The following is a 12,366-nucleotide window of genomic DNA, read 5'->3' as shown; positions in this document are numbered from 1 at the left end:
TCCTCCGGCCCCCGGGCCCGCAACGAAGCGAGAAGCAGTCATGGCACGGAAAACCATCACCACCCAGGTAGCCATCATGGGCGCTGGCCCGGCCGGGCTCATGCTCTCCCACCTCCTGGCCAAGGCAGGCATCGAATCCACGGTGATCGAGGTTCGCAGCCACGAAGAGATCGCCCGCACCGTCCGCGCCGGGATCCTGGAGCACGGCACCGTCAACCTCCTGGTGGACAGCGGTGTTTCGGACCGGGTCCTGACCCACGGCGACCGGCATGACGGCATTGAACTGCGTTTCAACGGCGAGAGCCACCGGATCGACTTCAAGGACCTCGTGGGCGAGTCCGTGTGGCTTTACCCGCAGACGGACGTGTTCACGGACCTTGCCGCACGCAGGATGGACGACGGCGGCGATGTCCGGTACAGCGTCACGGACACCTCCGTCCACGACCTGGAGGGCAAGCCGAAGGTCTGGTTCACCGATGCCGACGGTGTTGAGTATGAGATCCAGGCGGACTTCCTGGTGGGTGCTGACGGTTCCCGCAGCCACTGCCGGTTCCAGATTCCCGAGGCCAGCCGCAAGTGGTACTTCCACGAGTACCCGTTCGCCTGGTTCGGCATCCTGGCCGAGGCGCCGCGCAGCTCGGACGAACTGATTTACGCCAACTCCGCCAACGGCTTCGCGCTCATCAGCCAGAGGACCGAGACGGTCCAGCGGATGTACTTCCAGTGCGACCCCAAGGAAAACGTGGCCGAGTGGGACGATGACCGCATCTGGGCGGAGTTCCGCGGCCGCGTCAACGGCAATGGCTTCGAGCTGAAGGAAGGCCCGGTCATCGAGAAGATGGTGCTGCCGTTCCGCAGCTTCGTCCACACTCCCATGCGCCATGGCAACCTGTTCCTCGCCGGCGACGCCGCGCACACGGTCCCGCCCACCGGCGCCAAGGGCCTCAACCTGGCCATCCACGACGTCAAGGTTCTTTTCGAGGGACTGGACAGCCACTACAACTCCGGTTCGGACCGGCTGCTGGAGTCGTACAGCGACCGCGCGCTGGAGCGGGTCTGGAAGGCCCAGCAGTTCTCCTACTGGATGACCACCATGCTCCACACCCCTGCCGACGCAGACGATTTCTCCCGCGCCCGCCAGCTCGGCGAGCTCAACTCGGTGGTCTCTTCGCGCCACGGCATGGCCTACCTCGCCGAGGCGTACACCGGCTGGCCGGGCCGCGGCTAGGGCATCTACGGGCCCAGCAGGCGCCGGATGGTGGCGGCGACGGCGGCCACGTCCGGCTGCTCGTCCCGCCTGACGGTGAGCAGGTGGAGCAGCAGGCCGTCGCCGTAGTCCGCCACATCCCTGGCGCGGGCTGCCGCATCCGCAACGCCCATGGCGGTGAGGGCCAGTTCCAGGTTTCCCACCAACAGCTGGTGGCCGGCGGTCACGGCTTCGGGGCGGTCCAGCGAGAAGGCCATCCGTGCCCGGCTCATACCCCCATACTGCCTGGCCAGCGCCACCACCGTGGCGGCCAGTTGGCCGGCGAGTTCCTCGACGTTCCGTGGCGGACCTGCCGCCACCTGTTCCCGCAGGAGTCCGGCGTCCAGTTCCAGCAGCCGGTCCAGTACCGCGTCCACGAGGGTTGCCCGGCTCCGGTAGTAGTTGGAGGTGGTTCCCTCGGCGAGTTCTGCCGCCGCATCCACCGCCCGGTGGGTCAGCCCCTTCATCCCCTTGTCCGCCACCACTGCCAGGGCGGCGTCGAGGAGCTGGGTCCGGCGGTCGGGCATGGCCCCAGTCTAGTAACAGGGGGCACGGGCATCTTCCCGGACTACTACAAAAGTAGTAAATTGGGCCCATGGAAACGATCTCGATTGTGGGCGGCGGCATCGCAGGGCTGGCCCTGGCCTCGTGCCTGGACCCGGACAAGTTCCAGGTGACTGTTTACGAGAAGCGGCCGGAGCTGCCCACCGTGGGCAACGCCCTGGGAATGTGGCCCAACGCCCAGCGCGCGCTGGCACGGCTCGGCATCCTTGACGAAGCGAAGGCGGTCAGTCCGGTGATCGGCAGCGGGTCGGTGCGGGACGCGCAGGGCAAGCCCTGGATCACTGTCAATGCGGGAGGCATGTTCGGCATCTCCCGCGTGGACCTGCTGCGGCTGCTCAACGCCGCCGTCCCGGGGACCGTCCGCCGGGTCACCAGCAATGTCCAAGGAATTCCCGCGGACGGCGGACTGGTGGTGGGCGCTGACGGAGTGCACAGCGTGGTCCGCCGGGAGGCGTGGGGTGCCGCCACGGGCGCCCGCCTCACCCCATACCTGGCCCTCCGCGGGACCCTTCCCACGTCCGTCAGCCAGGATGAGGTGGGCGAATACTGGGGCCGCGGCGATCTCTTCGGCATGGCCGCCGCCCGTGGCGGGTCCTTCTGGTACGCCAGCTACCGGTCGGGGGCGGGCCCCTACGGCATTTACGCCGCGTCAGTACTGGACCAGGCCCGGGAGCGGTATGCCACCCATGCGCCGGCCATCCGCCGCACCTTGGCCGCAGCCATCCCGGGGGAGTGCCTCGTCCAGCGGCTCTGGACCGTTCCGCAGCTGGGCTCCTACGTGCGCGGCCGTGCCGTGCTCATCGGCGACGCCGCGCACGCCATGATGCCCACCCTGGGCCGCGGCGCCTGTGAATCCCTGGTGGATGCCGTGACGCTCGGCGACCTCCTCAACACCTTGCCCGAATCCCAGGCGCTCCGCGCTTACGACAGGCAACGCCGGCTCCGGACCCGCGCGCTGAGCCTGGCGTCAACGGCGATGGGCCGCATCGCGCTCGCGGACGGTGCGCAGCCGTTCCGGGACCGGCTGCTCGGCCTGGCCCGGCGGCGGAACCCGCGCGCCGCCGTCGTCCGCGGTCCTGTGGGCTGATCCGCACCCTAAGGGTCACCGCACGGGTGCGGCAGGGACCCTGCTGTCTGCACCGGACGCTGGTGATCCGGCGGCCGGCGGCACATCGGTGGCATCGATGCTGCCCGACGGCGGAACCGCCGGCAGCCGCTTCCGGTTGCGGCGTCGCCCGGACCGGCCATAGACGAGGTACATCGTGACGCCGGTGATGACCATCAGCAGCACGGTGTATACGAACGTGTTCGCGACGCCTTCGGTGCCCTCGGCACCGTCAGTGTTCGCCTTGATGACCAGGCCCAGTGGCTGGACCAGCGGGTGGGCCAGGAAGATGGCGGTGTCGTAATCGTCCAGGAGGCTGTTGAAGTTCAGTGCGGTGATGGCCGCTGCCGCCGGGAGCACCAGCGGCAACAGGATCCGGCGGAACACGTACAGGGTCTTGGCGCCCATGATGGCGGCGGCTTCCTCCAGCGAGGAATTCACGGAGGCGAACGACGCCTTCAGCATCCGCAGGGTGAAAGGGATCTTCACGGTGACGAACGCGATCAGCAGGATCACTGTGGTCCCGGTCAGGACCGCCCCGCCCACCAGCGGATTCGGGTGGTCGTAGCTAATGATCAGGCCCAGCGCCAACAGGGCGGACGGCAGGATCCAGGGGATATGCAGCAGGTACTCAAAGACTGACGCCAACCAGTTCCGGTACTTCTGCAGCAGCCGGGCCACGAACAGCAGGCCGCCCACCGCGATCACAGCCGCCAGCGCGCTGTACAACACGCTGACGACGAACGGCCGCAAACCGGCCGGCTGCGTCAGCACCCGGACATAGTTATCCAGGGTCAGGCTGCCCGGCGAGAGCTGTCCGGTCTGGATGGCGGCGCCGTCCGCGAAGGAGTACAGCACAATAAGCACCACCGGCAGCGTGTACACCGCAAACAGCAGGTATGCCACCGCGTGGACGGCCACGTTGGCCACCGGATTGGTGATGTCCTGTTTCTGCAGCTCCGAGGACACCTTGGATACCGAGAAGTACGTGCCGCCCTTCTCCAGCCGGGACATCACCGCCAGCATCACCATGGTGGCCAGGCCCAGGATGACGGCCAGCAGGGCAGCCAGGTCGCGCGACGTGGGGCTGTTGGTGAACGTCAGGATCATGGGCGTGATGGTCTGGAATTCCCGTCCGCCGAGGACCTGCGGCGCGCTCAGGGCGCCGAGTCCGGTCAGGAAGGACAGGATGGTGACGGCAAACAGTGTGGGCTTCAGCATGGGCAGGACGATCCGCCGCAGGATGGTCCACGTCGAAGCGCCAAGGTTCTTCGCCGCCTCGATGGTTTGGTAGTCCACCCCCTTCAGCGCGTTGGCCACGAACAGCATGTGGTTGGTGGTGGTGGCAAACGTCATGACCACCAGCACCGCGAAGAAGCCGGAGAACCAGGCGGGGTCCATGGAGGGGAACACCTGCAGCAGCAGCGAGGTGACGATTCCCTTGTCCCCATAGATGAACTTGTACCCCGCCGCCAGCACGATGCCGCCGTAGATGAAGGTGGTGGCGTAGCCCAGGAACAGGATCCGGGAACCACGGATCCGGAAGTAGTACGTCACCAGCACAACGAAGATTCCCACGGCGTTGACCGTGATGGAGAGGGCCACCGCCAGCAGGAAGCTGTTGCCCAGTGCCGTCATGGCGCGCTGCGAGGAGAACAGCTTCTCCGCTGCCCGCCCCGAAAAGCTGCCATCCGGGAAGAAGGTGGCAATCAGGACGTTGATGTTGGGCCACACCAGGAACGCCGCGATGAACCAGGTGAGGATGACGCCCACCACCAGGACGAACGGGGAGCGGACCATCGAACGGACTGGAGTTCCGCTCATGGCAGGGCAACCGCCTGGTCCTGCTCCTGCCGGTCCTGCTCCTGAAGGGCCGCGCCTGTTTCCGGGTGGTACTGCAGGATGTGGTCCGGCCGCACGTACACGGTGGTTTCCGTACCCGGCTGAGGGTGGGCGCCGCCGTCCTCCCGCACCAGCAGGCGGATGTCCGCTCCGTGGCTGTGCACCACGTACCTGCTGTGCAGGCCGTGGTAGGTACGGGACAGAACCTTTGCGGGAAGTCCGACGGCGGAGCCGCCTCCCGCGGGCGCGTCCAGGGACGCCTTTTCCACCCGCAGGTAGGAGCTTGCCCGGGTGCTGAGCTGGGCCCCGGATGCGGCGTTGACCTGCGCCACGAATTCCGGTGTCAGAGTGGAGCTGTCACCAATGAAATTGCAGACGAATTCCGTGGCCGCGTGGTCATAGATCTCCTGCGGCGTGCCCACCTGCTCCACCACGCCCTTGTTGAAGACCGCCACCCGGTCGCTCATGGCCAGGGCCTCGTCCTGGTCGTGGGTGACGTAGACGGTGGTGATGCCGAACTCGCTTTGCAGGTCCTTGAGCTGCTGCCTGAGCTGGTGGCGGAGCTTGGCATCGAGGTTGGACAGCGGCTCGTCCAGCAGCAGGATCTTGGGCCGCAGGACGAGTGCCCGGGCCACCGCCACCCGCTGCTGCTGCCCGCCGGAGAGCTCGGCGACGTTCTTGGCCAGCTGTTCGTCGCTGAGTTCCACCCGGCGTGCGATGTCCCGGACCATCCTGTCGCTGTCGGCGCCCTTCTCCTTCCGGACGCGCAGTCCGAAGGCGATGTTCTCCCACACGCTCATGCTGGGAAACAGGGCATAGTTCTGGAACACCATGCCCACCTGCCGCTTGTCGCTGGGAAGCCGGGTGACATCCTTTCCGTCCACTGTGACAGTGCCCCCGGCCGGCTGGATGAAACCGGCCAGGGTGCGCAGCGCCGTCGTCTTCCCACATCCGGAGGGCCCCAGGAGCGTGAAGAACTCGCCGGGCCGGACGTGCAGGTCCAGGTGCGGGATGGCGGTGAAGTCGCCGAAGGAAACTTTGATGCTGTCCAAGCGGATCATGGCAAACCTGTCTGTGGAACTCGGGCGGAGGCGGAAGGCTGGCGCCGGTCTACGTCATGTACTCGAGTTCGATCTTCTCCACCCAGGCGCCCATGTTCTCCTGCACGAACTCCCAGTCGATGTCCTGCTGCTTGAGGTCCGCGAAGAAGTCCACCACCTCGGGGTTGGCCTGTGCCTGGGCAGACTTGTTCACGGGCATGGAGTTGAACTGCTTGGCGAACTGGCCCTGGACGTCGGCACTGCCGAACCAGTCGATGAATTTCTGGGCCTGGTCCTTCTTCTTGGTGCCCTTCACGAGTGCGATCTGCTCCACCGCGAGGGGGACGCCAACGGAAGGTATGACGGTTTCCACGTTCACCTTGAAAGACTTTTCCCGGTCGGCAATGATCGAGGACGGCATCTGCCCCATATCCACCTCGCCCGAGGCGATGCGGGCGAAAAGATCGGTCTTGGCCACGGCAGGGCTGCCGTTCTGGAAGTACTGTTCCACCTGCTTCCAGCCCTCATCGGAGATTCCGAGGTCGCCGGCATCGTCACGGTACCGGCTGAGGATGCCGGCGAAGACCAGTTGGGCGGTGGCGGTGCCCAGGCCGGTGACCCGCTCGTAGCGGGCCTTGAACTCATCCTTGGTCCACAGGTCCGTCCAGTCCTTCGGGGCGGCATCCTTGGAGAACTTGTCCGAGTTGTAGCCCAGCAGGATGGCCTGCTTCACCAGCGGCCAGTACGTCTCGCCGTCCGCCAAGTGGGTGTCCACCTCGCCGGCCCAGGCGGGCTTATAGGGTTCCAGCGCGTCCGCGGCCTTGACCTGGGAGAAGTACATGTTGTTCAGCCCGAAGGCGACGTCCGCGATGGGGTTGTTCTTTTCGGCGATGAGCTTGTTGGTGGCGTCGGCGCCGCCGGCCCCCACAATCTCGATCTTGAATCCGGCTTCGCCTGCCTTCTGGGTCAGCCAGTCCCCGCGGCCTTCGCCGTTGGAGTTGGTGTACACCACCAGGGTGTCGCCGGATCCTCCGGCCGGGGCGGAAGAAGCCTCGCCCGAGGCTCCGGGTGAGGCTTCTCCGCCGCATCCGGCAAGTAGGGTGACGGCGACGGCGGCGGCAACCAAGGTCTGTAATTTACGCACGATCAGGACTCATTTCTGCACTGGAACCGGAGCATGTCCGCACAGCCTATAGCCGGGCATGCGGAATGCGGGGCTGCTATTGCTATCGATTCGATAAACAGCCCGGCTGCCTAAGTTGGTCCAGCGAAGAGAACGCCTGGTGGTTTAGGAGTGAACGCGGGGTGAAGCGTCAGTCCTGCTGCAGTGTTTCGGTCAGGTGGTGGGTGGGGATCCTGTCCCTGTCGTAGGTGATTTCGGTGTATCCGTGCGGTTCCGGTTTGCCGGCGTTGTCGAGGTTAACGAAGACAATTTCCTCGATGGTGAGGATGCTTTGCCGGGTGATCATGTTGCGCACTTCCGCCCGCATCGTCAGCGAGGTCCGGCCAAACTTCGTGGCGGTCAGGCCCATTTCAATCAGGTCGCCCTGGACTGCGGAGCTCACAAGTTGATTTCCGAGATGTACTTCGTAACGGCCCGGCCATTGCCCAACTGGAGGATGGCGTAGATGGCGGCTTCCTCGTCGATCCACTTCAGCAGGCTTCCGCCGAACAGGGTCCCGTTGGCGTTGAGGTCTTCTGGCCTGACCCATTTGCGGGTGCGGAAGGTGATGTCTGCTGTTTCCATAGGCCGAGGTTAGCCGAGGCCGGTGGGACCGCATGCAGTATGACGCCCCACGTATCAGCGCTACGCCATGGCCGTGTGGGCTGCGCTGTGCGAGTCGATGCTCTTGGCGTAGCAGGACGAGTGCTTGACGCCAACGTAGGGGCCGAAATTGGGCACCGGCTCGAAACCGGAGTTTTGGTAGAAGTTCCGGCCGTCCGATTGGGCCGAGCCTGCCTCGGCCTTGATGCGGGTGATGCCTTGCTTGTAGGCCTCAGCCTCCAGGGCAGCGAGGACAGAACTGGCCACGCCGGAGCCGCGGGTATACGGGACCACGTAGAGCCGTTTGATTTCGGCGGTACTGGCGTCCAGCAGCCGCAGCCCGCCGCAGCCCACGGGCTGGCCAGACCCCTTGTCGTACGCCACGAGGAAGACGGCGCAGTCAGCTTCCGACGGCGGAGGGCCGGGTTCGTGGTCTGCCGTACCGAAGCGGGCGTCGAGTTCGGCCTGCTGCGCGCGCCGAAGGTCTGCTCCCACAGGGTGGGACCAGGCAACCTGCCTGATGTTCAGCCGCGGATTGGTCTGCATGTAGGCCTCGATTCGCCGAAGGGTTATGCAGATCAAGGCTAGGAGCGGCGGGTTACGCGGGTGTTTCCTGCCGGTAAGGGTCCGGATAACGTCACATGCCCGGAGCGGAGGTAGCACTCGCAACTAGCTTGGCTGTCTAGTTAGCAGTTGGCCTAAGATATGGGCATGGCTTCTACAGGCAACGAGGGCTCCGGCTACTGGTATGGACCCGACGGGCAGCTGGACTACGGAGCGGCGGTCCTCAAGTCGCTGCGGGACTACAGGGCGGCGGAGACGATCATCCGCAGGTCCACCCGCGACTCCATGGGCATGGGCGAAACCGATATCCTCGCCCTCCGGTACCTCCTGCGCGCCCAGGCCTCCGGCAAGACGGTGGTCCCCAAGGACCTCAGTCAGTTCCTGGGCATCACCAGCGCCTCCACAACGTCCCTGATCGACAGGCTGGTGTCCAGCGGGCACGTCCGCCGCGAGGCCCACCCTTCGGACCGGCGCTCGGTGGTTGTCGTTCCCACTGTGGAGTCGGACACTGAGGTCCGGGAAACCCTCGGCGCCATGCACCGGCGGATGATGACCGTCGCGGAGTCGCTCAGCGCCGAGGAGGCAAGGATCGTCGTCGCGTTCCTGCAGCGGATGGCGGATGCCATTGGCGTCGTGGAAGAAGAGCGCCACAAATTATCTAGCTAAACTAGCTAGTTGCTCTAGTTATATGTATGCTTAGGATCGGCCCGGGAATACTGCCTTATGGAGTAGTGAGCGCGTTGATCACTTTTGAGAAGACCTCTGCTGGGGAAGCAGAGCGTACCGTTCACTGCGGCACGCCCATGGACCTGGTGACGCCCGCAGGGGGGCGGGCCGCCATGGGGTACTCGTTCGACCCGGACGACTTCGTGCCGGTAAAGCTCCCGCCGGTGTGGCGCTGCCAGTGCGGTTTCCAGCTTGATGCCTGGGTACCGTACGGCGGACCCATTCGGGCGTCCCGGTGATCGCCGGCCGCTTCCTGCTCCGGGAGCGGTTGGGCCGCGGTTCCATGGCCGAAGTCTTCCGGGCGGTTGACGTGGCGGGGGGTCCGGACGTGGCCGTCAAGGTGGCGGCCGACAACTCGGACAAGCACCATTGGCGCATCCATAACGAGGCAAGGGTGCTCGCATCGCTGCGGCACCCGTCCATCGTCAGGTTCATCGATCAGGGAGTCATGCCGGCCGGCACCTATCGCCCGGGGCATGCCTTCATGGTTGAGGAGCTGGCGTTGGGAACCAGCCTCTCCGAAGCTGTGCGATCCGACCGCCACAGTGCCGACGCCGTGGCGGTGTGGGCGCGGAGCATCTTCAGCGGCCTGGCCCACCTGCACACCGCGGGACTGGTGCACCGGGACATCAAGCCGGGAAACCTGATGCTGAGCGGCCTACGGCGAAGCCCGGTCCGGGTCATCGATTTCGGCATCGCGGCGGTGGCGGGCACGGCACCGGAGCCGGGAATCTCGTCCGGAACAGTCCATTACATGAGCCCGGAACAGGCTGCAGGCGGGGTTGCCGATCCCGCCTGGGACATCTATGCCATGGGCCTGGTCCTGCTGGAACTGCTGACCGGATCCAAGGCGTTTCCAGGGACGGCGGTGGAGTCACTCGTGGCCAGGACCCTCAGGAGTCCGCACATACCCGAGTCCCTGGGGCCGCGGTGGCACCACTTTCTGAGCTCGCTGACGGCAATGGAAAGCGGCGAACGCCCAACGGCGGATGTCGCTTCCGCGATGGCCGCGCGGCTGGTTCCTCCGGCTCCGGCCGCCTCACCAATTCTGCGCGGCGCCCCGCGACTTCGGCTGGCAGCGGCCGCGGCGGGGTGCGCGCTTCCCCGGTAGCAGGCCAGTCGCCGGGAAACCGGCGCTACGGGCGGCTGACGTCCTGGCCGGTGGGATCTTCGGCCGTGGGATCCGCCAAGGCCAGGCCGCCCACCGGGCTGCCTGCCCAGTGGATCAGCTTCCAGCCACTGTCCGGATCGCCCTCCAGCGCCACGATTCCGGTGTTGGCCAGCACATGCTTGGCCGCAAACTCATGACCGATGCCCTCGGCGCGGAGCCCGGCCCAGGTCCTGATGGCTGCACCATGGCTCACCACCGCCACGGTGTCCCGCTGCCCGGCGGTCCGTTCGATGACCCTCGCAATCGCGGCGTCGAACCGGCCGAAGAATGCGTGGCCGTCGGGTCCTGCGGGCATTCGGGCGTCCAGGTCGCCGGCGGCCCAGGAGATCACCGTACCCATGTAGCGCTTATGCGACTCATGGTCCGTCAGCTTCTCCAGCGAGCCGGCCTCGATCTCGTGCAGCCCGTCCAGCACCGTGGTCTCCAGGCCGTGAAGCCTGCCCAACGGCGCCGCGGTAATCTGCGTGCGGACCAGTGTGGAGGCGTAGAGCGCCCGGATGGGTTCGTTGGCCAGCGACCGCGCCATGGCCTCTGCCTGCCGTTCGCCCAGTTCGGTCAGGCCGGGCCCCGGGTGGGCGGTGTCCAGTTGGCCAAGGACGTTTCCGGGAGTCTCTCCGTGGCGGATGAGCAGCAGCTTCATGCCCTCCAGTTTCGCACTCCCTCGCGGTGCCGCCGAAACGCCCGGCACCCAGGCCCGGCCGGCCCGCCGCGGATAAACGAAAGGCGCCGGACCCTCCCGGGCCCGGCGCCGCCGTCGTACGTGTGGGGGTAGCCCCACGGGGCTTACTTGAGGTGGTCGACCAGCTGGTCCGCGATGCCCGTGTACTTGCCGGGAGTCAGGGCCAGCAGCCGGGCTTCGGCGTCGGCGGACAGGCCCAGGCCCTGCACGAATTCCTGCATCCGCGCGGCGTCCACGCGGTTGCCGCGGGTGAGGTCCTTGAGCCGCTCGTAGGGGTTCTCCATGCCCTCGACGCCGGCAATCGCCTCGGCGCGCATCACCATCTGGATCGCCTCGCCCAGGACTTCCCAGTTGGTGTCCAGGTCCCCGGCCAGCACGTCCTCGGCCACGTCAAGGCGCTCCAGGCCCTTGGCCACGTTGGAGATAGCCAGGAGGGAGTGGCCGAATGCCACGCCGATGTTGCGCTGGCTGGAGGAATCGGTGAGGTCCCGCTGCCAGCGGGAGGTCACCAGGGTGGAGCCCAGGACGTCCAGCAGGCCGGAGGAGATCTCCAGGTTTGCCTCGGCGTTTTCGAAGCGGATGGGGTTGACCTTGTGCGGCATAGTGGACGAGCCGGTTGCGCCTGCCACCGGGATCTGCGCGAAGTAGCCGATGGAGATGTAGCTCCAGATGTCCGTGCAGACGTTGTGCAGGATGCGGTTGAAGCGCGCCACGTCGGCGTACAGCTCTGCCTGCCAGTCGTGGCTTTCGATCTGGGTGGTGAGCGGGTTCCAGGTCAGCCCCAGGCCCTCCACGAACGACTTGGAGACCTGCTGCCAGTCGGCCCCGGGGACGGAGGCGACGTGCGCGGCGTAGGTGCCGGTGGCGCCGTTGATCTTGCCCAGGTATTCGGTCCTGGCAATGCGGTCCAGCTGGCGGTTCAGGCGGTGCGCGATGACCGCCAGTTCCTTGCCGAGCGTGGTGGGGGTGGCCGGCTGGCCGTGCGTGCGGGACAGCATGGGCACGGCGCGGTTGTCCTCGGCCATCGTGCTGATCTGTGCCACCAGGGCGCGGGCTGCGGGCAGCCACACGTCCTCCACAGCACCCTTGACGCCGAGCGCGTAGGAAAGGTTGTTGATGTCCTCGGACGTGCAGCCGAAGTGGACCATGGCGGTCAGGTTTTCGATGCCGATGGCGGGAAGGCGGCGGCCGATGTAGTACTCCACGGCCTTCACATCGTGCACGGTGACGGCTTCGATTTCGGCCAGTTCCGTCACGGAAGCGGCGTCGAATTCGGTGACGACGGCACGCAGCTGCTGCTGCTGTTCCGCGGTCAGGGGGCCCGCCCCGGGGAGGACGTTGTTGCTGGTCAGGTGGATCAGCCATTCAACTTCGACGGCCACGCGGTCCCGGTTGAGCGCTGCCTCGGACAGGTAGTCGACCAGCGGGGCCACTGCCGGCTGGTACCGGCCGTCCAAGGGGCCCAGGGCGATTTTTTCCGTGGACGCGGCGAGGGCCAGGCGTCCTGAGGGCGTGCGGGTATCAGCTGTGGCGGCAGTTTCAGGCATGTGCTGATTCTTTCACGAACTCCGGCGGCGCCTTAAGTGGGCCGCTTACGTTACTTATCCACATGGCCGACGGCGGCACTTAGGCCGGTGCGCCGTCTTCCGTAGCGTGGGCCCCGT

At 66.3% G+C, this 12,366-nt stretch carries 11 protein-coding genes and 1 pseudogene; 4 read left to right on the top strand and 8 right to left on the bottom strand.

Translation table 11 applies throughout. From position 1 onward, the window contains the following. Window positions 1-40 precede the first annotated feature (40 nt). The gene (locus BLT71_RS00935) at window positions 41-1,228 is read left to right on the top strand and encodes a 4-hydroxybenzoate 3-monooxygenase (RefSeq protein WP_091716793.1); all 1,188 of its coding nucleotides are present in this window, start codon (window positions 41-43) and stop codon (window positions 1,226-1,228) included. A gap of 5 nt (window positions 1,229-1,233) precedes the next feature. Here BLT71_RS00935 and BLT71_RS00930 read toward each other — a convergent pair whose 3' ends face one another. Further along, entirely contained in the window at window positions 1,234-1,773 is a 540-nt protein-coding gene (locus BLT71_RS00930; RefSeq protein ID WP_091716791.1) for a TetR/AcrR family transcriptional regulator, read from the bottom strand. Between the two features lie 68 nt (window positions 1,774-1,841). Between BLT71_RS00930 and BLT71_RS00925 the strand changes: the two genes are divergently transcribed. Further along, entirely contained in the window at window positions 1,842-2,897 is a 1,056-nt protein-coding gene (locus BLT71_RS00925; protein WP_091716789.1) for an FAD-dependent monooxygenase, read from the top strand. Window positions 2,898-2,912: 15 nt separating this feature from the next. On the opposite strand, the gene BLT71_RS00920 is transcribed toward BLT71_RS00925, so the two are convergent. The 5 genes and pseudogenes from BLT71_RS00920 to BLT71_RS00900 form a co-directional block, all read right to left on the bottom strand. After that, window positions 2,913-4,739 carry an ABC transporter permease gene (locus tag BLT71_RS00920; protein ID WP_091716787.1) on the bottom strand — a complete coding sequence of 609 codons (1,827 nt, stop codon included), beginning with the start codon at window positions 4,737-4,739 and terminating at the stop codon, window positions 2,913-2,915. Further along, the gene (locus BLT71_RS00915) at window positions 4,736-5,818 is read right to left on the bottom strand and encodes an ABC transporter ATP-binding protein (RefSeq protein WP_091716785.1); all 1,083 of its coding nucleotides are present in this window, start codon (window positions 5,816-5,818) and stop codon (window positions 4,736-4,738) included. The genes BLT71_RS00920 and BLT71_RS00915 overlap by 4 nt, the downstream gene beginning before the upstream one ends. A gap of 49 nt (window positions 5,819-5,867) precedes the next feature. Next, the gene (locus BLT71_RS00910) at window positions 5,868-6,941 is read right to left on the bottom strand and encodes an extracellular solute-binding protein (protein WP_091716783.1); all 1,074 of its coding nucleotides are present in this window, start codon (window positions 6,939-6,941) and stop codon (window positions 5,868-5,870) included. Window positions 6,942-7,110: 169 nt separating this feature from the next. Beyond that, a pseudogene (locus BLT71_RS00905) lies at window positions 7,111-7,544 on the bottom strand (acyl-CoA thioesterase). Window positions 7,545-7,604: 60 nt separating this feature from the next. Next, window positions 7,605-8,108, bottom strand: coding sequence for a GNAT family N-acetyltransferase (locus BLT71_RS00900; protein WP_091723714.1), 504 nt, complete (start codon window positions 8,106-8,108; stop codon window positions 7,605-7,607). Between the two features lie 165 nt (window positions 8,109-8,273). On the opposite strand from BLT71_RS00900, the gene BLT71_RS00895 reads away from it, so the two are divergent. Both BLT71_RS00895 and BLT71_RS00885 read left to right on the top strand, forming a co-directional pair. Beyond that, on the top strand, window positions 8,274-8,792 hold the full coding sequence (locus BLT71_RS00895; protein WP_091723712.1) for a MarR family winged helix-turn-helix transcriptional regulator: 519 nt from the start codon (window positions 8,274-8,276) through the stop codon (window positions 8,790-8,792). 295 nt (window positions 8,793-9,087) lie between these two features. After that, the gene (locus BLT71_RS00885) at window positions 9,088-9,963 is read left to right on the top strand and encodes a serine/threonine-protein kinase (RefSeq protein WP_091716779.1); all 876 of its coding nucleotides are present in this window, start codon (window positions 9,088-9,090) and stop codon (window positions 9,961-9,963) included. A 25-nt stretch (window positions 9,964-9,988) separates the two neighbouring features. Here BLT71_RS00885 and BLT71_RS00880 read toward each other — a convergent pair whose 3' ends face one another. Then, window positions 9,989-10,663, bottom strand: coding sequence for a histidine phosphatase family protein (locus BLT71_RS00880; RefSeq protein WP_091716777.1), 675 nt, complete (start codon window positions 10,661-10,663; stop codon window positions 9,989-9,991). A gap of 143 nt (window positions 10,664-10,806) precedes the next feature. Further along, a complete protein-coding gene (gene purB, locus BLT71_RS00875; protein ID WP_091716775.1) occupies window positions 10,807-12,249 on the bottom strand; it encodes an adenylosuccinate lyase in 1,443 nt (480 codons plus the stop codon). Window positions 12,250-12,366 lie beyond the last annotated feature (117 nt).

The organism is Pseudarthrobacter equi, assembly GCF_900105535.1.
GTDB classification, from domain to species: Bacteria; Actinomycetota; Actinomycetes; order Actinomycetales; family Micrococcaceae; genus Arthrobacter; species Arthrobacter equi.
This window is presented reverse-complemented; position numbering and strand designations above follow the sequence as displayed.

Excerpts from the sequence above, each read along its gene's own strand:
- BLT71_RS00895 (WP_091723712.1), top strand. The coding sequence starts at position 8,274 with ATGGCTTCTACAGGCAACGAGGGCTCCGGCTACTGGTATGGACCCGAC.
- BLT71_RS00915 (WP_091716785.1), bottom strand. The coding sequence starts at position 5,818 with ATGATCCGCTTGGACAGCATCAAAGTTTCCTTCGGCGACTTCACCGCC.
- BLT71_RS00880 (WP_091716777.1), bottom strand. The coding sequence starts at position 10,663 with ATGAAGCTGCTGCTCATCCGCCACGGAGAGACTCCCGGAAACGTCCTT.
- BLT71_RS00920 (WP_091716787.1), bottom strand. The coding sequence starts at position 4,739 with ATGAGCGGAACTCCAGTCCGTTCGATGGTCCGCTCCCCGTTCGTCCTG.
- purB (WP_091716775.1), bottom strand. The coding sequence starts at position 12,249 with ATGCCTGAAACTGCCGCCACAGCTGATACCCGCACGCCCTCAGGACGC.
- BLT71_RS00935 (WP_091716793.1), top strand. The coding sequence starts at position 41 with ATGGCACGGAAAACCATCACCACCCAGGTAGCCATCATGGGCGCTGGC.
- BLT71_RS00900 (WP_091723714.1), bottom strand. The coding sequence starts at position 8,108 with ATGCAGACCAATCCGCGGCTGAACATCAGGCAGGTTGCCTGGTCCCAC.
- BLT71_RS00925 (WP_091716789.1), top strand. The coding sequence starts at position 1,842 with ATGGAAACGATCTCGATTGTGGGCGGCGGCATCGCAGGGCTGGCCCTG.
- BLT71_RS00930 (WP_091716791.1), bottom strand. The coding sequence starts at position 1,773 with ATGCCCGACCGCCGGACCCAGCTCCTCGACGCCGCCCTGGCAGTGGTG.